This is a genomic window from Enterobacter cloacae complex sp. ECL72, from assembly GCF_019056635.1.
Taxonomy (GTDB): Bacteria; Pseudomonadota; Gammaproteobacteria; order Enterobacterales; family Enterobacteriaceae; genus Enterobacter; species Enterobacter hormaechei_C.
On sequence record NZ_CP077659.1, the window covers coordinates 1,945,336 to 1,963,799 of the forward strand.

Annotated in this window: 18 protein-coding genes; 8 read left to right on the top strand and 10 right to left on the bottom strand. The window is 52.4% G+C overall.

The features are described from left to right. Entirely contained in the window at nucleotides 1-2,982 is a 2,982-nt protein-coding gene (locus tag KTH07_RS09355) for a virulence factor SrfB (RefSeq protein WP_032619621.1), read from the top strand. After that, complete coding sequence (locus tag KTH07_RS09360) at nucleotides 2,979-5,153, top strand: virulence factor SrfC family protein (protein ID WP_023303797.1); 2,175 nt, start codon at nucleotides 2,979-2,981, stop codon at nucleotides 5,151-5,153. The genes KTH07_RS09355 and KTH07_RS09360 overlap by 4 nt, the downstream gene beginning before the upstream one ends. A 33-nt stretch (nucleotides 5,154-5,186) precedes the next feature. On the opposite strand, the gene KTH07_RS09365 is transcribed toward KTH07_RS09360, so the two are convergent. Together KTH07_RS09365 and KTH07_RS09370 are read right to left on the bottom strand one after the other, a co-directional pair. Next, a complete protein-coding gene (locus KTH07_RS09365; protein ID WP_063161903.1) occupies nucleotides 5,187-5,945 on the bottom strand; it encodes an alpha/beta fold hydrolase in 759 nt (252 codons plus the stop codon). Nucleotides 5,946-6,031: 86 nt separating this feature from the next. Then, nucleotides 6,032-6,205 (bottom strand): GhoT/OrtT family toxin, encoded by a 174-nt coding sequence (locus KTH07_RS09370; protein ID WP_003856960.1) that lies wholly within the window; start codon nucleotides 6,203-6,205, stop codon nucleotides 6,032-6,034. A 243-nt stretch (nucleotides 6,206-6,448) separates the two neighbouring features. Between KTH07_RS09370 and KTH07_RS09375 the strand changes: the two genes are divergently transcribed. From KTH07_RS09375 to KTH07_RS09385, 3 genes are read left to right on the top strand one after another with little or no spacing between them, the layout of a single operon-like run. Next, on the top strand, nucleotides 6,449-6,775 hold the full coding sequence (locus tag KTH07_RS09375) for a DUF1971 domain-containing protein (protein WP_023303799.1): 327 nt from the start codon (nucleotides 6,449-6,451) through the stop codon (nucleotides 6,773-6,775). 27 nt (nucleotides 6,776-6,802) lie between these two features. Next, nucleotides 6,803-7,156, top strand: coding sequence for a DUF1971 domain-containing protein (locus KTH07_RS09380; protein ID WP_003856958.1), 354 nt, complete (start codon nucleotides 6,803-6,805; stop codon nucleotides 7,154-7,156). A 3-nt stretch (nucleotides 7,157-7,159) separates the two neighbouring features. Next, a complete protein-coding gene (locus KTH07_RS09385) occupies nucleotides 7,160-7,342 on the top strand; it encodes a DUF1869 domain-containing protein (protein WP_003856955.1) in 183 nt (60 codons plus the stop codon). Between the two features lie 305 nt (nucleotides 7,343-7,647). Here the strand turns inward: KTH07_RS09385 and KTH07_RS09390 are convergent, their stop codons facing one another. Further along, the gene (locus tag KTH07_RS09390) at nucleotides 7,648-8,916 is read right to left on the bottom strand and encodes a Y-family DNA polymerase (RefSeq protein ID WP_045332007.1); all 1,269 of its coding nucleotides are present in this window, start codon (nucleotides 8,914-8,916) and stop codon (nucleotides 7,648-7,650) included. Next, nucleotides 8,916-9,221, bottom strand: coding sequence for a hypothetical protein (locus tag KTH07_RS09395; protein WP_052686387.1), 306 nt, complete (start codon nucleotides 9,219-9,221; stop codon nucleotides 8,916-8,918). The genes KTH07_RS09390 and KTH07_RS09395 overlap by 1 nt, the downstream gene beginning before the upstream one ends. 112 nt (nucleotides 9,222-9,333) lie before the next feature. On the opposite strand from KTH07_RS09395, the gene KTH07_RS09400 reads away from it, so the two are divergent. The 3 genes from KTH07_RS09400 to KTH07_RS09410 are packed head-to-tail and all read left to right on the top strand — an operon-like array spanning nucleotide 9,334 to nucleotide 12,116. Beyond that, on the top strand, nucleotides 9,334-9,696 hold the full coding sequence (locus KTH07_RS09400) for a GtrA family protein (RefSeq protein ID WP_045332015.1): 363 nt from the start codon (nucleotides 9,334-9,336) through the stop codon (nucleotides 9,694-9,696). Further along, complete coding sequence (locus KTH07_RS09405; protein WP_045332016.1) at nucleotides 9,693-10,610, top strand: glycosyltransferase family 2 protein; 918 nt, start codon at nucleotides 9,693-9,695, stop codon at nucleotides 10,608-10,610. The genes KTH07_RS09400 and KTH07_RS09405 overlap by 4 nt, the downstream gene beginning before the upstream one ends. Nucleotides 10,611-10,613: 3 nt before the next feature. Further along, nucleotides 10,614-12,116, top strand: coding sequence for a hypothetical protein (locus KTH07_RS09410; protein WP_126530052.1), 1,503 nt, complete (start codon nucleotides 10,614-10,616; stop codon nucleotides 12,114-12,116). A 25-nt stretch (nucleotides 12,117-12,141) separates the two neighbouring features. Here KTH07_RS09410 and KTH07_RS09415 read toward each other — a convergent pair whose 3' ends face one another. The 6 genes from KTH07_RS09415 to KTH07_RS09440 are packed head-to-tail and all read right to left on the bottom strand — an operon-like array spanning nucleotide 12,142 to nucleotide 18,454. Further along, nucleotides 12,142-14,316: a hypothetical protein gene (locus tag KTH07_RS09415; RefSeq protein ID WP_217310937.1), complete on the bottom strand. Its 2,175-nt coding sequence runs from the start codon at nucleotides 14,314-14,316 to the stop codon at nucleotides 12,142-12,144. Nucleotides 14,317-14,374: 58 nt separating this feature from the next. Further along, entirely contained in the window at nucleotides 14,375-16,852 is a 2,478-nt protein-coding gene (locus KTH07_RS09420) for a host specificity factor TipJ family phage tail protein (RefSeq protein WP_045332020.1), read from the bottom strand. After that, on the bottom strand, nucleotides 16,839-17,255 hold the full coding sequence (locus tag KTH07_RS09425; protein WP_230200613.1) for an NlpC/P60 family protein: 417 nt from the start codon (nucleotides 17,253-17,255) through the stop codon (nucleotides 16,839-16,841). The genes KTH07_RS09420 and KTH07_RS09425 overlap by 14 nt, the downstream gene beginning before the upstream one ends. Next, nucleotides 17,218-17,688, bottom strand: coding sequence for a hypothetical protein (locus tag KTH07_RS09430; protein WP_045288362.1), 471 nt, complete (start codon nucleotides 17,686-17,688; stop codon nucleotides 17,218-17,220). Before KTH07_RS09430 ends, KTH07_RS09425 begins: the two co-directional genes overlap by 38 nt. Further along, nucleotides 17,688-18,185 (bottom strand): hypothetical protein, encoded by a 498-nt coding sequence (locus KTH07_RS09435; RefSeq protein ID WP_045332028.1) that lies wholly within the window; start codon nucleotides 18,183-18,185, stop codon nucleotides 17,688-17,690. The genes KTH07_RS09430 and KTH07_RS09435 overlap by 1 nt, the downstream gene beginning before the upstream one ends. Before the next feature lie 41 nt (nucleotides 18,186-18,226). After that, on the bottom strand, nucleotides 18,227-18,454 hold the full coding sequence (locus KTH07_RS09440; protein ID WP_032673497.1) for a hypothetical protein: 228 nt from the start codon (nucleotides 18,452-18,454) through the stop codon (nucleotides 18,227-18,229). Nucleotides 18,455-18,464: the final 10 nt, after the last annotated feature.

Here is an 18,464-nt window from a genome sequence, read left to right on the forward strand (position 1 = left end):
ATGCTGGTTAATCTTTGCGACTATAAACAGAGCGTGACGCTGATTGCTAACAGCGGCGTGCAGTTTCTCGATTTTGGCCTGACTCCGCAGGACACCGCCAGCAACGGGCGTTTCGTGCGTAAAACGGCAAATGGCCCGCTGCTGCGTCTGGATTTTGACCTGGTTAACGGCCGGTACACGCTCCCTGCCACCGATGGCGGGCAGCCGGAAGTGGTCAAGCCTGAAAGCACCATTCCACTGCATGACTCCCTGACCGTGCTGGACGGCGTCTGGCTGCCGATCCCTTTCCTGCGCTTTAACCCGCCGCGGACGTTTGTTGAAGGCCCGGATAACTGGGCGCGCGTCCAGGTACGAAAGCTTTCCACGCCCGACGCAGCTGGCAATACGCACCGGGTCACCGTCGCGCTCGACAGCCAGATTGCAGAGCATGCGACGTCTGCCCTGTCGCCGGTTGAAAACGATATCCTGAACGGCACACGTTTCGCGCTCGCCTGGCGCGACAGTGAGGTTGAAAGTTTCCTCGACCAGACCTGGATTGACGGCTGGCTCCGTGAAGCCTTCACGCAGTTTGCCGACGGGGTTGAAAAACGCTCCGAGCGCGAGCTGCATCAGGCCATGCGCAGCTTTGAATATCAGGCGCACTGGCTCAACCTGCTCTCCATGCTCGGTGAACAACTCACCGTGCCGGAAGTGAAGTTTGTCACCCATACCCTGAGCACCCCTGCTATTCCTGTCGATTTGATCCTTGACGTAGGCAACACCCACACCTGCGGCGTGATTATTGAAGATCATGGTGATGCCAACGACGGCCTGCGTCAGACGGCTGAACTTCAGGTACGATCGCTGAGTGAGCCGCAGTTCCTGAATGAGCCGCTGTTTACCAGCCGTCTTGAGTTTTCCGAAGCGCGTTTTGGCAAGCAACACTTCTCGGTGGAAAGCGGCCGGGAGGATGCATTCGTCTGGCCGTCGATTGTCCGCGTGGGTGATGAAGCGCGTAAGCTGGCAATGCAGCGTCTGGGCACCGAAGGCAACAGCGGCATTTCCAGCCCGCGTCGCTATCTGTGGGACGAGACGCCGGTGGTGCAGGACTGGCGCTTTAGCCAGATGAACAGCAAAACCCAGCGCGAACCGCTGGCAACTGCGTTTCCGCTGATGAACCTGATGAACGACGACGGGGAACCGCTCTTTACGCTGCCGCAGGATGAGCGCCTGCCGGTGTTCTCTCCGCAGTACAGCCGCAGCACCCTGATGACGCACATGCTCTGCGAGCTGCTGGCTCAGGCGCTTGGCCAGATTAACAGCGTGGCCACCCGCCTGCGGCTCGGCTTCCCGGCCTCTCCCCGCCAGTTGCGAACGCTGATCCTCACCCTGCCGTCGGCGATGCCGAAACAGGAGCGCGAGATTTTCCGTCGCCGCATGTTCGAAGCCATCGCCATCGTCTGGAAAGCGATGGGCTGGCACCCGCAGGATGAAGATTTTGCCAGCCGCAAGCAGCAGGAAAAAAGCGTGGTGCCGGTCCCTGAGATCCAGATGGAGTGGGACGAGGCCAGCTGCGGCCAGCTGGTGTGGCTGTATAACGAAGCCATTTCCCATTTTGGTGGCCAGACCGAGGCCTTTTTCGCCTCCCTCGCCCGTCCGGATCGCGCGCCTGAGCCTGGCGTCCAGCCGGGGCGTGCGCTGCGCGTGGCCTCGATTGATATCGGCGGCGGCACGACGGATATGGCCATCACGCACTATCAGTTAGATGATGGTTCCGGGAATAACGTCAAAATCACCCCGCAGCTGCTGTTCCGCGAAGGGTTTAAGGTAGCCGGTGACGACACGCTGCTGGACGTGATCCAGCGCTACGTTCTGCCCGCCCTGCAAACCCAGCTTCAGAAATCCGGCATAGCCGATGCCTCCCAGCTGATGGCATCCCTGTTCGGTGACTCCGGGCGGATCGATACCCAGGCGGTCCTGCGCCAGCAGACGGCGCTTCAGCTCTTTATGCCGATCGGTCACGCGATCCTGGCGGCGTGGGAATCGAGCGATGTTGACGATCCGCTGGCCGGGCTGCATGCCACCTTTGGCGATCTGCTTGCGCAAAAACCGACGCGCAACGTGATGAATTATCTCCAGCAGGCGATCGACCATGCGTTGCCTGCCGGCTCAGAACACTTTGATCTGTTCAGCGTACCGCTGCACGTCAGCTTCCGGGAGATGCGGGACGCCATGCTGGCGGGTCAGTTCACGCTTGCCGCCCCGCTTCATGCGGTATGTGAGGCGATCTCTCATTACAGCTGCGATATCCTGCTGATCACGGGACGGCCGGGCTGTCTGCCGGGCGTTCAGGCCTTGATTCGCCACCTGCAACCGGTGCCCGTCAACCGCATCGTCTGGCTGGATAAATACCAGGTTCATGAATGGTATCCGTTCAGCCAGCAGGGACGGATCGGCAACCCGAAATCCACCGCTGCGGTGGGAGCGATGCTCTGTAGCCTGGCGCTGGATCTTCGTCTGCCGCGCTTTAACTTTAAAGCAGCGGATATCGGCGCGTATTCTACGGTGCGCTATCTGGGCGTGCTGGATAACACGATCAATACCCTGCGGGACGAGAACGTCTGGTATCACGATATCGACCTCGATAAACCCGGCGCGAAACTGGACGCCCGTCTGCACTTCCCGCTGCGCGGCAACGTTACGCTCGGCTTCCGGCAGTTGGCCAATGCCCGCTGGCCCGCGACGCCGCTCTATACCCTGAGCATCAACTCAGCCGAGCTGGCGAAAGCCATTGCGGGCGACGGCGTACTGAACGTGCGCCTGAAGCTGCGTGGCGGCACTAAGCAGGAAGGCCCGGAATCTTTCGAGCTGAGTGATGCCTGGCTACAGGACGGCACGCCCGTGCCGCCGGATGCCCTGACCTTTAAACTGAATACTCTGGCCGATCGCCGACACAGCGGCAGCCACTACTGGATCGACAGCGGGAGCGTATACCTCAAATGACTGCGACGACTGCCACCACTCAGGCCTTAATCGGGTGGATCAACGAGACGCGACAGCACGCCCCGATGCTTGATAACGAAGCCGACGCCCTGCTTGCCCGCCTTAACGCAGTAAGCGCGCGTGAAGAGGCGCTCGATCGCGCCCTTGTCAGCCAAGGCAGTATCGGCTTATATGGCCACTCGCAGGCCGCGAAAGCGCACCTGCTGGCTGCTCTTTGCGGCAGCGGGGACGAACGGCTGAACGTTACGCCGGGTCAACGCACGTTTGATTACTTCTCGCATATTAACCCCGGGCATGCACCGACCAACATGGCCGTGCGTTTCAGCAGAGCGTCCCGCGAGGTCGCAGACGACGCGTTTCCCCTGCGCCTGCGCCTGGTAACGGAGGCCGAGCTGGTGCAGCTGTTTATCGCGCGCACCACGCTGGATCCGCAGATCCGCGCGGTGGATAAATTGGTGATTGAAGCCCGGCTTGAGAAGTGGCGTGCACTGCGTCAACCGCAGAGCGTGCCGGGAATGACGGCGCGGGAAGTCGCGACCATTGCCCGGTTCTGGCAAAGCGTAGTACCCGGCGCTAAGCAGCATATTGATGATGCCCTGTGGCACCAGTTTGCCCTGCTGGTTCCGTCGCTTGATCTCAGCACCCGCGCCAGCGTCTGGTCTCTGCTGTGGGGTGAGCAGCAGGAGTTAACCCAGCAGTGGCTTAAATTCGCCCAGGTGCTGCATCAAACCAGCCATGCCAGCGCGCTTGCGGCGCCGTTGAGTCTGCTGGTGGACAGCTTTGGTCTGCCCTGCGAAGGCTTCCTTACGCACGGGGCGTTTACCGTGCCGGAAGCACAGGAAACACTGCTTCATCCGGTAAAAAACGGCGAGCTGCTTAACGCCATTAGCCTGCCCGTCGATGTACTGGCATCTCTGACCCGCGAAGTGGTGCTGCCCGTTGAGAACTGCGTGCTGGATAACGTTGACGTCATTGATATCCCTGCCATTTCTGAGGAAAACACGCCGCTGATAATGCAGGCAAAATGCCTGTGGTTGCTGGAGCATTATCGTCAGCACATTCAGCCGGATGTCCTGGTTATCTGCAATGCGACGGCGCACCACCAGCAGACCGCGAAAACGGCAAGGCTCCTGCAAAACTGGGTCAAAGAGACGCAGCCGGTTGAAGAATCCGCATTGCCGGGGCTGGTCTGGGCCATTACCCCTCATGATGCGCGGTTTACCACAAAGCAGAATCTGGACGAAGCGGTGCAGCAATTGCTGGGCCAGCCGGGTCTGCGCTGGGGCACGCTCCAGGCGCTCGATACCCACAGCATGCAGCGGGTGATTGAGTGGCTGTCGCAGGCTACCCTGCCGGCACAGCGCCAGAAGCGTCTCCGCGCGCTGAAAAGGCTGTTACAAGAGTCGCTGTCGACGCTGATTCGCCCATATGTCGCGCCTCTCACTCAGGAGCCAGGCGCAGGGCGGGCACAGGCCGAAAAAATGGTCCGAACGCTGCAAGGCAGTGCCGCTCGTCATGGTGAACTGCTTGAGGGACTTCTGCCGCCGTTAAACGCGTTTGAGACGCTGCTGACCGTTCACCAGCCTCGTGAGGAACAGGTCAACGGCCTGTTTAACGATGTTATCGATCTGTTTGCGGAAGAGACGCAGGAAAATCCAGGCGCGTTGCAGACCAAAGACAAGGCGCGGCTGGCCCATAACGTGTGGGTTAACCATCTTCGTCAGTGGAGTCGCAACGACGCGGCGGCTGCCCGTCTGGGCCTGGACGCAGAGGTATTACAGCAGATTGCGGATGTGCTGATCGTTACCAGCTACCGGCTGGATCTGCCGCTGCAACTGCAACGCATTGCAGAAAAAGATAAAAGCAGTGCCGCGCAGCTACATGCCGCGACAGGCAATTTCATTAGCTGGCTTGGCTATGAAATGACGCCCGTTTCTGAACGGCCTGCAAGCCGGATCCGCAAAGGTCAGCCAATTTTTGTGACGCCAGTTGTGAGCAGCGCTTCTCCCCGTCTTACCCGACTTGGCGAGCAGCCTGTCCATGCGGCGACAGCCTATGTTTATGACTGGCTGGTTGCGCTCTACACCCGCGCGATTGAAAACGTGGATTATCAGTGCCCGTATGACGTTCAGCCTGCTGCGCGGAAAGCCTTGTCTGCCCTGCTGTCTTAATCATTGCAGCCCGCAGCAATGCGGGCTACCCCTTCATGAGCCGTTTATGAAGCCAGATAAAGCCTGAGCCAACGCTGACGGGTTTTCCCAGGACATTGAATGGCCCGCATCAGGGATAATTTTTACAGCAACATTGTTTTGTTGCAGGCGATTAAAATCGTCATCAGGCAGGGATCGCTCACCAAAAACTAACATTACCGGGCAGCTCAATGACAAGAACAGGTGTGCCCAGTCAGGTTTAACGCCCTCGACCAGGTTTGTTGCGCCGCGCCAGACGGCCCAGGGGGCATTGCTTTGAAGGCTTCCAGCCCACGGCGACGTTTCCGCCCGCAGCATGTCATCATAGCCCTGAGCCAGAAAATGTTGTTCCGTTTGGGCCGCAATTGCTCGGCTGAACATCCCGCCACCCGCATGAAAATTGGGTTCAGATACTATCAGGCCCTTAACGCGCGACGTTAACAGTGCTGCCGTTTCGATCGCGATACTCCCTCCCATGCTATGACCATACAGCCATAGACTATCCAGGGCGAGATGGTTTAACAGTTCAACCACCACCTGCGCCTGTTCGCTCGTGCGATAACGGTAGTTGTCAGGTTTGTCACTGTAACCGCTACCGGGAAGATCGATCAGAATGGCTCTGCGCCCCCCGAAACGGGTATCACAGACAATACGAGGATATTCATACGACGATGCACAGCCCAACCCGTGGATAAACACAACCGGGTCACCGACACCGGGAAGATCTTGCCAGCGCACAGTGCAGCCTGCTTGCTGCGAATAGAAACTGATCATAAGCACTCCATGTATGACGGACTGTATATTTATACAGCCTCAATGTATGGAATGCTATGTCTGGATGCCGATTCTGGAAGCGTGCTTCAGAAAAGAGAGATCAACAGGGCAACAGGAAAGCTCATCGGCCAGGTGGAACCCACCAGGAATGCGCTCAACAGGCGAATACGTTTACGATCTTTAGACAGGAACCAGGTGATTAATGCGCAGATGGAGGCCATGATTGCGTAGAACACCAACATCTTTTGATACAACGTCATTCTGTTTACCTGAGCCGAAAAATAACCGCACGCAATATGCGTCATATGTTGACACAGATCAAGTTTTTTCGTTACATCATAACCACTTAAATACTAAGGATAATAACAACTGAGTACCTTGTGTAACAACGCCGGGTAAAGCAAAACGGTTATTATTGATAAGATGCATATTAAATGCACTTTTTGATAAATCCATCCCCTCAGAAAGCAGTTTAATACCAGCAGGCTTTTAAGGGAGGAAACATGCTACGCATTCCGCAGAGTTGCATTCACACCCGTTCCACGCCTTTCTGGAACAAAGAAACGGCCCCCGCCGGCATTTTTAAACGCCACCTGGATACGGGCACGCGTCCGGGCGTTTACCCTCGCCTGTCGGTGATGCGTGGCGCAGTGCGTTATCTGGGCTATGCTGATGAATTTACCTCTGAGCCTGACAGCGAGCTCGTCATTGAAGCGGGTCGTTTCGGCGTTTTCCCGCCAGAGAGATGGCACCACATTGAGGTGATGACCGACGACACCCTGTTCAATATTGAATTCTTTGTTGAACCTGAGGTGCTTAAGTCCCTTTAAGCGCCCGCCAACATGAAGGAAACTATTATGTTACGTATTCCTGAAAACTTTGTTCATACCCGCTCGACGCCGTTCTGGAATAAAGAGACCGCCCCAAAAGCGCTTTTTACCCATCACAACACCAAAGCCGGCGTGTACGGTCGGTTGTCCGTCATGCAGGGTGCGGTGCGTTACTTTGGCTTTGCCGATGGCGACGCCACCGAGCCCGATCTGGAAGTGGTTATTGAGGCCGGTTCTTTTGGCATCTCCCCACCGCAAAAATGGCACCGCATTGAGCTACTGACCGACGACACCTATTTTAATATCGACTTTTTTGCGGATCCTGCCGTCACGCTCAGCGGTGCGGGCATCGGTAAAGTGGTCAATACGCATAAGGAGTAGATAATGGGTAAGGCTACCTATACCGTGACCGTCACCAACAACAGCAACGGCGTGTCGGTGGATTATGAAACAGAAGCGCCAATGGAGCTGTTGATCCCGGACGTCGCGGCAGATGTCGTGAAGGATCTGGTGAACACCGTTCGCGCCTACGATACGGAAAATGAACACGAGGTCTGTGGCTGGTAAGCTGAATCGCCCGGCACTGCGCCGGGCATGAGGGTTTAGTGTTTGATCATGATGTGCGGCATCTTTTTGACGAACTGAGTTGAAGTAAGTCAGAAGCTAGATAAAACCAAAGCATTAGCGCAAGACGAATCACTGCCTTATGAGGTTTTGAGTTGTTTTGCGCTAATTTTTTGCCCCAACCATGCCCCACCGCCAAACTTTGCGTAGCTCCTTCCAGTTTCGCAACTTGCCGCTTTACGCCCAATGCCTTCATCAGCATAATCACCACCGATCCGATTGTAAGATTTATCAGGTGCGCACCTCTTTTATCGGACAACAAGCAAATCTGAAAATCTCGTAGTGTATCGAGGCGACAGCATTTCACGCTTCATCTGCCACTGCTGCTGTATACCCTGCCCGGCAAAATAGAGCGTGCCCTTTCCGTCCTTTGCATTCAGGTGATCCAGCACTTCCATTAACTTCTCACTACCAGCTCGTGGCGCACTGTCGTCGAACAGGTTTAGTTGGGCTACGCCCTGGCTGAAGAAGTCGCCCAGCATGACACCCGCTTTCTGGTACCGGTGACCGTCCTTCCAGATTTTGTCCAGACACTTTACCGCGGCGTTGATGATGTCTCTGCTGTCCTGCGTTGGCGTGAGCAGTCTTACCGATGCGCTATTTCCGTAATACGGCTCATTAAGGGCAAATGGAGAGGTCTTAACGAAGGCGGATATAAAACGGCAATACTGGTGCTCGCCGCGAAGCTTCTCAGCACCACGGGCCGCGTAGCTGCAAATAGCCTGCCGCATTTGCTCATAGTCAGTAATGCGTTCGCCAAACGATCGGCTGCATACAATTTCCTGCTTCACCGGCGCGAACTCCTCCAGATCCAGGCATGGCTCGCCGCGCAGTTCCCGGACGGTTCGCTCCAGCACAACGTTAAAGTGTTTGCGAATGATCCATGTACTCTGCTCAGAGAGTTCCAGTGCTGTTTTGATGCCCATGGCGTTCAGCTTTTTGCTGATGCGCCGGCCAACGCCCCAGACATCCTCCACAGGAACAAGCGCCAGTAGCCTTCGCTGCCGGTCGACGTTTGAGAGGTCAACCACCCCGCCCGTCTGCCGCTGCCATTTTTTCGCAGCATGGTTAGCCAGCTTAGCCAACGTCTTGGTCTGAGCTATGCCGACCCCCACTGTAAGATGCGTTCGCTGTAATATCGTCGCGCGGATTTCTCTCCCAAATTCAGTCAGGTCCCGGCAGTTCCTTACGCCGGTCAGGTCGCAAAAGGCTTCGTCTATGCTGTAAATCTCCACGCGCGGGCTCATTTCTTCCAGCGTGGTCATTACCCGGCTGGACATGTCTGCGTACAGCTCGTAGTTGCTGCTGAAGCAAACAACACCAGCGCGCCGGAACAATTCCTTCTGCTTGAAGAACGGCTCACCCATCGCTATCCCGACTGCCTTTGCTTCTGCGCTACGCGCTATTACGCAGCCGTCATTATTCGAAAGAACAACCACCGGCCGACCACGCAGGTCTGGTCTGAATACCGTCTCGCAACTGGCATAAAATGAGTTCACATCGACCAGGGCAAACATCACATCACCGGATTGTCGTCTGTGAACGCCGCAGCGCCATTGATAAAAAAGGTCACAACTCCCATGACATCGACTTCATCTAAAGCATCTCCCTCTATGCTTTCACCGTCTTCGGTGATGAGCGCACCGCCCATAACGACCGCGAACTGTAGCTGGCCGAACGCATGCACCAGCACGCGCGTTCCGTTGGCGGGCGAAAGATCAGGCTGAAAAATCGCATATCCACCTGACGTTTCAACCAGGCATGAGTTGCGGTTAACACCACATAATTTTTCAAGCCTGAATCGCTGAGCTTTTGCCTCCATGGCCACCTCCCAAAACAACTGTATTTATATACAGTATCGTCAAATATGAGAGTCGATCAAGTTGGACAGTGATGCTAAACTTCAGACCTTTCCGAATTCACTGATTTCTATAATGTTAAAGTTATTCGCCAAGTACACATCAATAGGTGTTATCAACACGCTCATTCACTGGGTTGTGTTCGCTGTTTGCATCTACGCATTTCATACAGGCCAGGCACTTGGCAACTTTGCCGGATTCGTCGTGGCGGTGTCATTCAGCTTCTTTGCAAACGCCAGGTTCACGTTTAAGTCTTCGACAACCACGATGCGCTACATGCTGTATGTAGGGTTTATGGGATCCTTGAGCGCAGCTGTTGGTTGGGCTGCCGATAAGTCAGGCATGGCTCCAATTGTGACTCTCATTCTCTTCTCCGCAATCAGTCTGGTGTGCGGTTTTATTTATTCAAAGTTCATTGTCTTTAGGGATGCGAAATGAAAATTTCTCTGGTCGTTCCGGTATTTAATGAAGAAGAAGCAATTCCTATCTTCTATAAAACCGTTCGGGAATTTGAAGGCCTTCAGCAGCATGAAGTCGAGATAGTCTTCATCAATGACGGCAGTAAAGACGCGACAGAATCAATTATCAACGCGCTTGCTGTTTCAGATCCTCTTGTGGTCCCTCTGTCATTTACAAGAAACTTCGGTAAAGAGCCCGCTCTGTTCGCCGGCCTTGACCATGCGACCGGTGAAGCGATTATCCCGATCGACGTAGACTTGCAGGACCCAATTGAGGTCATTCCGCACCTGATAGAGAAATGGCAAGCCGGGGCAGATATGGTTTTGGCTAAGCGTTCAGACCGCTCCACTGATAGCCGGTTGAAGCGTAAATCCGCTGAGTGGTTTTATAAACTGCACAACAAAATCAGCAATCCGCAGATTGAGGAGAACGTGGGCGACTTCAGGCTTATGTCCCGTGAGGTGGTGGAAAACATTAAGCTCATGCCAGAGCGAAACCTGTTCATGAAGGGCGTTCTGAGTTGGGTTGGTGGCCGCACCGATGTCGTTGAATATGCACGCGCAGAACGCGTCGCAGGAAGCACTAAATTTAACGGCTGGAAACTGTGGAACCTGGCACTTGAGGGGATCACAAGCTTCTCTACTTTCCCGCTGCGCATGTGGACTTACATTGGCTTGCTCGTAGCCGGGCTTGCATTCCTGTACGGCGCCTGGATGATTGTTGACACACTAGCATTTGGTAACCCGGTTCGTGGCTACCCTTCCCTGCTGGTATCGGTTTTGTTCCTGGGTGGCATCCAGCTGATCGGGATTGGCGTTCTTGGCGAGTACATTGGCAGGATTTATGTGGAGGTTAAACACAGACCTCGTTACATAATTAAAAAGGGTAATTAAGTTATGAATTACAATAGAAACAATAAAATCACATCCATTATTATGTATGCTATTTCTTTTTCTTTCTTGGCATTTATAATATCAAGATACTTTCCAATAAACTCTGATTATGCCAATAGTCCATTAGTATGGAGAGAGTTTTTAGATAAGGGAGTGTCTTCTTTTTTTGACTGGAGACCCACTCCAGACAATTGGTATTTTACTGTATACCCAATTAACTTCGCAATCTTCTTTTTGCTAGGAGATGATGGTGTAATTCCGTTGCTGATTTCTACTATATTATTTGCAGCACTAGTTACATTGTTTTCTTCTGAGATATCTAAAATATCAAATGGAAAGTGGAGCTATGTTTCGGTTATCGTAGGAACTACATTATTGCCTCAGATAATGTTAACTGATGGGTTTGTTGCTCATCCATTTGCGCATTATTCAACTGCTGCGTATGGATTTCTAATGTTGTTGCTGTTTACCAAAAACCTATCAAAGAACAACATTTACATAACAACGATGATAGCCGCTATAGGTTTGATTGCGAACTCATCTGATATGTGGATCGCGCCTACATTCTTTATGCCAATACTTCTTGTTGAGATCTACCTATTCCTTTCAAAGGAAAGGAGAGTATCTCATCTTTGTGTAATGGCCGCCTTTTTTGGATTATCAATTACTCATGTTCTGCCTATTCTGATGGGCTTCGACATACAGAAGTTTGAAATTGTTGATATCAGTATGATGTTGCAGAACATTTATGGCTCCATCATATTGATAGGGGAAACAATAAATATTTCTGTAATGAAAGGTAATATATTTTATATTGCTTCGTTCTTTGTAATGTTGTTTTTGGTGCTTATTTCTGTTTGGATTGGATGGCTAAGTGGTGGAATTAAGAGATATGTAACAATCACATTATTCCTTTCTTTGCTCGGAATTGTGTCTTCATACATTATAAGCAATAATTCGTCTTTCCCAGGCCCACCACGTTTTTTTGTAAACGTAATTCCATGTGTATTCGCGATACTAGCAATTAATCTATCGGGAAGATATAGTAGGTTACTATTAGTAATAACTATTCTATTTGCTGTTACATCCATAAACTCGTATGAAACGAAAAAGTGGTGGGCGAAAGGTGTAATAACTGAGAATAATCAATACATTGATTTCTTAAAGAAACATGACTTGCAATATGGTTTCGGTGATTTCTGGGATAAGTCAATGACTGTTAACTGGATTAGTCGAGGGGATGTAAAGATATTCCCTATATTCATTCGTGATGGATATAGGCTGGACCCATATTCAGTGAGGTGGCAAACAATGCGATCATGGCATACCGAAGAATTCCTAAATGGTCTTCCGAAGAGACAATTCTTCGCTATCTCAAAAGGTAGAGAATGTTCAGACGTAGAAAAGTGCGTCATTGGTATACAGGAGCGCTATGGTTACGCCAGTGAAGTGCTCACATTTAAAAAAATGACTATTCTAGTTTATGATGATGGTATTCCATTTTGAATTAAAGCCCCTTTCGGGGCTTTTTTTATGCGCTTATGGCTCCGTAATTTTTCCATCCTGATGCTGTGTATATCTTTCCTATGTAACCACCCGCTGATGATGTAGTATTGTCATTAACCACATCTCCTACCCCCCAAATTGCAGTGCCTGTTATTGTATCACCCCCTCCTTTCGGCGTTACACCGGCTATGTTCCTCTTTTGGAAGTTTGCCGTGGAGATTAGTCTATTGGTTGTCGTACCATTGTGCACGATACTAGATAAGTCGGAATCATGAATTATGCACGTCTCACGACCAATGTTTGTGTTTACGCAGAAAACACCCCATGTAATAGCAGCACCAGGACCACTTGATACTGATAGACGGGCTGATTTTATAAATGTAGAGGAACCTAAACCATCACTCTGAATAGTTTGAACCAGCCCTACATCGCTACCAACTGACATCAATGTAGGGGTGAAAGCGCGCAAAACAAAATCAAGGCCATTAACATCACCTATCACTGCGCCTCGTTGAAATATCCTAGGGGTTACAGATATTTTTGAATTTACAATCCTGGCAATACCTCCAACCTCAGTCCATGCCTTGATGCCAATTGCTGCTCCCTGGTAAAACCTCTCAGTAGAAATATTGATATCTGCATTATAACAGGCATCAATTTGCGCACCAATCGGAGAGTTTGCAGTGTAATTTGATAAGCATCGAATATGTGATGATCCTATGTACAAACCATCAGCACCCATAAGAAGCGATCCACGCAGTTGATTGTTATTTGAAGAAATATACTCCATCACAATTTCCATCTTCGAAATAGAGATGTTTCTAACAACCATATTCCCAGTATTTACCTTACCAAAAATAGTAAAACCTGTTCCACATGAGCGAGAGTAATAGCTATCAATCTGGATGTTAGTACATGGCTGGTAGCTATAATTTGGTTCAATATCCAAACCACCTGGCTGCATAACCGTGCCAATGCGTCCACCATGCTTATACGAAACAAATGTGCCTATGGAAACGCCATCCGCGCAAATAATGCTCATCGCATTTCTACCGTCATAGTCAGAGTTTACGCTCTCTACTAATGGATATGTCATGTTTGATGGAGGTGTTGAATCTTGGTTACCATGTGCTGCATTAAGATAAATTCCATCACCTCTTGTTTCTTTGAAAAATAATGACAATACGTGATTTTTCCCGCCATAGGAATGTATATTATGGATGTGTTCATCGGCTATCTTAGATGTCCTTACACCATCAATTCTTATCTCTCCAGTGAGGTCACTTACTTCTTTCAGGTAAAGAACATATCCAGATGAAGGGTCCCATGAATCTACAACAGTGGCAGGCTTTGTTCCATCTCCCCAGTGCTTAACATACCCATGCCATTTGAATTTCAAACCATTATGTTGCGAGGTACAAATTAAGCCAGCAGCAGATGGGAAAACATTTACGGGTATATACGCTTCGGCCCCAGATTGAGCGCAGCAATCTAACCATAATTGCAACTTTGTTGTCTCATCACTACCATCAGCCACAACGCCGAATTGACGACAATCAATGGTTCCATCGTGGCGAAGGTACCATCCATTTCCAGTTGCATCGTAAAACTTGAGCTCATTACCAGTTGATGGCGCACCAGTTGTGCCATCACTAAAATATGTCGCAGCACCAACTCCGATCTCATGATGACCGCGCGTCATGATGTACTTTGACTTGCCGGCATTCGCCACCTTGGCATCTGAAAAATAGTCAACTACATAAACAGAGCCACCGATTAATGTTGATCCATTGCTTCCATGAAGGTCTTTTCTTAAGACATCATTTACATCGACAGCTAGCCATTTCCCTTCACCAATACCACCGGTGGAACCGGGAGTGGAACCTGCTTGAACAGCCTTAGGTAAGCTGGAGAGGTCATCCCAGCGATACCATACACCATTCGTTTCATCCTGGATAATATCCCCTGCGGAAGAAACTGTAGCGCCACCCTGGAAGCTTCCAACCGGATTCCAGCCAAGATTATATATCTGCTGAAGCACTAAAGCCTTCAGGCCTTCAATTGTGTAATGCGCATCACCAAAGCGATCAATGTACTGAAGTGCCAGCGATGTCACAAATTCATCAATTTTCCCTGCGTTAAATTTCAGATCGCGCGGGGACTCGCTCGGTACTGACAGGTTGGTAGGTGTCGTAGCCATATTAGTTCCATAAAAAAACCCGGCGCGGTGGCCGGGTCTGGTTGGTCGGGGACGGTTCTTATTGGTAGATGGCGTCGCTGTATTCCGCGACGGTCAGAGATACCGTGTTATCTGTGTTAGGTTTGATGCTGTTGACCGTCCATAGCTGACTGTCCAGTTCCTCCACTGTCGCAATGAGATAGCGCGACGGGAGCTGCACAGTGTCTCCGTTCCATATGTTGAGCTGAATGTTGGGGATAGCCGCGGTGAAGCCATACTTCGTGTCGCTGCGGGCGGTTGCCGGATAGCGCAGCGTCGGGTTACCCAGGCTGTCTGTCACCAGCACATACATCGAACCGGTAAACGTGATCGGCTCGCTGGTATCAAAGTTATTACCGGCGCGCCCGGTGATGTAACCCTGTTGCTGGTTGCTGTCGTAGATGTCTGGCATCTGGATGACGCTACCCACCTGGATAATGCCGTCCTCAAACACCTTGGCGTTCATCTTCACGCGCGAGTAGATCAGGCGCTTGGTTTCGCGTAATGCGCGCTCCCGGGCCTGATACTCATTACGGAAGCCGACGATCTCCAGCTTGTTTGGGTTTTCCGCTTCCTGCTCGACGATGGCGCCGTTCAGCACGCGGTAGTTGATGTACGTCTTATTGTTCGTGGTCGGGTGAACGTAGGACACCTGCACGCCGTCGTAGCCACCAGGAAGCGTGGCCTCGTACGTCATTTTGTACTCGTCCGTCTTCATGTTGGCCCGGTTGAATACGGCCGCCGGGTAGTCAACCTTCTGATCGCGGGTAAACGTCAGCACGCCGTCATCCCAGTACGCCACCACCGACGCCGTATTGCAGATCGCCTGCACGCGGTCGCCCAGTGAGTCGTTCTCGTCGTCAAACGTATAGTCGAAGTAACCCAGGCGCTCATCCGGCAGGCTTTCGGCGATCGAGTACAGCCCGTACAGGTCAATGCTGCTTACCGGTTGCTCACCCATAATCAGCCAGGTGTGCGCCACCGCATCAGCGAACGAGCGCGACGGTCTCAGCGTATAATCCACCGTCTGCGTGTCCAGGTCGTACGTAATGGTGTGGCGCGTCACCAGTGCGTTATATTTGCGCTCGCGGCTGCCAAGAGCGTTCTCTGTCGCCCGGACTTTTACTCGCACAAGCGTGTCGGTCGGGTGAACGACGTTTGTCCTGATGTTGATGCTGTGGATCTCTTCGACCTTGAGCAGTGACGCGTCACCGGAGTTATCCGTGCGCTGGAAGCTGACCGCGTATTTCCCGAACCCGCCGGTCGGAGTGATCTTGTCAGTGCGATAAAACACCTCGCTCGTCGACTGGTGCGGCGTCGTCTGCCGGTACGTAAACGTCTGCTGCGTTCCCGGCACCTGGTTGTAGTCGTCGTCGATTTTCCAGATGACAACCTTCCAGTTGGTCTCTTTCTTCCCGCCGAGGCTGGACTGGGTATGCAGCCACAGTTGCGTTGACTCGACCGGAGAAAAGAACGGCCCAACCACCAGCGCCTCGTTATCGTTCAGAATGAACTTCGTAGTGTTGATCGTGGCGTTAGCCGGAATGTCCTGCGGCCCCTCCAGCTGGTTCATCGTAAACGTGTACCAGCGCACCGGGTTAACAACCGCGCCGTCGTTGGTTTCAACGGCGGATATCAGCGTGCCGGAGAATGTTGCATCGGTAGTCACGGTGCCGGAGGCCGTGCTGTACGTCACGTTGATGGTGAAGGTAACCGCATGCGGCAGAACCAGGCCCATGAAATAGTCAAACTCAGCCTGCTTGACGATTTTCATCGCTATCTGTCCGCCGGAATACGTTCCGCTGACCACTGTGTTTGCCGTTGCTGTTTCGATCGGGAAGTCGCTGGCTTCGTTCTGCCCTGGGACCTCCTGACCGTCAACGTCATCGAACCCGTATCCCTCGACGATCTGCGGGATAACTTCGCCAGGCTGGAAGAACTGGAATTCGGCACCGGCCAGTGAACCGAGGCTTGATTCTGAGTAGCGCACGGACTCGTAATCGTATTTTCCAATACCGATGCACATCCACTCTGTGACGTACTTCAGGCCGCCGTCGGTAGACGTCTGGTGAACGTATTCGAATACAGACTCCTGAATTAGATCCGGGAACGAACGAATCTGGCCGTAGATGTCCGGTTTGGCCTTATATACGCGCGCCGTGTTTGTCTGACCGGTCAGGCTATTGTTGGGCGAGTCGACGGTATTGCCGCCGTTGTTCGCGATTGCCGGCTTCGGCGCCAGGAACGAAAACACCTGGCCAACCACTTTAAATATCGGGCTCAGGATGTCGCCGACAATGCCCTTAGGCTGGTCGAAAATCTGGATGTGGTCCAGCTCGCTCAGCTCAAACGCCAGCTCATCATCGTCGCCCAGTCTTACGCCGTTGCGGACGATCAGCAGGTCGCGGTGGAAAGTAGCGTCATTGGCCACCAGCCAGTCATAAAAAAGGGTGCCGTTTGGCACCCTGCAACGCAGCTTAGGCGTTCCTGGAAAATTCGATATCTCAACCAGCGCCATATTCGAAAAACTCCACTTTGTTGAATGCCCGCTGAATGACCAGCAACGAGTCCATGCGCACGCTTCCGTTCTCGCCGCGTGAATGCAGCGCCTGCCTGTTAAGCACCAGCCCAACATGCGCCGGTTGCGCGCCTCGGTACCCGACGAATATCCCGCCTTCGATCGGTTTATCGACCTGGCGCCAGAAAACGACGTCACCCTCATAGCAGGTGAAGAAGTCGGCCCCGGCTTCGTAATCCGGTGTCTGGTGAAGCTCAATCCCGAGAACGTGTCGGTAATACAGCACCACCAGCCCCCAGCAATCGACCTTATCGAACGAGCAAGCCCGGTTAGCCCACGGCACGCCGATCATCCTGCTGATAAAATCAGAGGTACTGAAGGCCAGTGTATTCCGTTGGGTCATAGAGCCTTCCGATGTTGTTGTTTAGCGGGTTGGTAACAGACAGAGTGACCGATGCGGCGTCGGCATCAATATCCACCGTCTTGACGTAGAGCTGCCACGACTTAATCGGCACCGACACATCGCCGCTGTCGAAGATCTGCCGCGTGGCCGTGATGGCAGTCAGCCTGGCCGCACCCTTCCACTGTTTCATCAGCGCTTTGATGTCAGACGACAGACGCCCTAACTTCACCGTAGCGTCGATCACCGGCGTACCGCTCTGCTGGCTCTCTTCGATTTCAAAACGGGCGGGTGTGTACGTCTGGCCGCCAAGCGTCTTCGGGAAGAACTGCTTATCGACCAGGCGGACATAGCCGAAGGATGGATGGTAGAACGTGATGGTGTCGTACAGTCCGCGCGTCGGGCGCTGCTGCTTATAAGCTCTGAATGTTGGCATTACGGCACTCTCGGCAGTGATTCCGGATCGCGCCCGTCCGGATAACCCGTGACAACGATATCCAGCCACGAATCCCACGGCGGCGGCAGTTCAACAATGATGTCGTCGAACTCGTCGTCGGCGTTGTAGAGGTGGTTCGCAATAACGGTTCCCGTCCAGGTCACCACTCCGCCATCGATACTGGTTTGCACCGGCATCTGCGTAAAGTGAAGTTCCTGGAGTTGCAGGCCACTACCGCCCAGATTGATATTCATCCGGAACCAGTTCAGGCCCCGATTGAGATAGTTCGGGCTGCGTAGCCACTGCTGGAATGCTCGTTCCTCAGCCAAGGTGAAAATCCACGTCAGGGACCAGGTCACTTTCAGGTCGTCAGTAAGGTTCTGGAAGATAGCCGGGCCGACCGCCGGCTGATCGGTCTGGAACCCGGTATCGAGAGTCATGTTTTTGCTGGCCTTCTGCGCCAGCGGCAGCCAGTCGGGATAGTCGATAATTGGCATCTAAGCTCCAGGCATTAAAAAACCCGCCGAAGCGGGTTTGATTATTCAACGGATCTTGGACCAGGCGGTGCTTCGTAAACATTGATTTTAATGTCAACGATATCCCCATGATTAATAAATTCCAGATCCTCTCCAGCAGGAGCAATGCCTTTAATTGTAGAGCCATCCTTTAGAGTAAAGACAAACTCTACTGCCCTGTTTGGATAAAGCTTATGAGGCTTGCCTATCTCTGTTGGTATTGATTGCACATCGTTTGGCTCAATAACCACATATATCTCC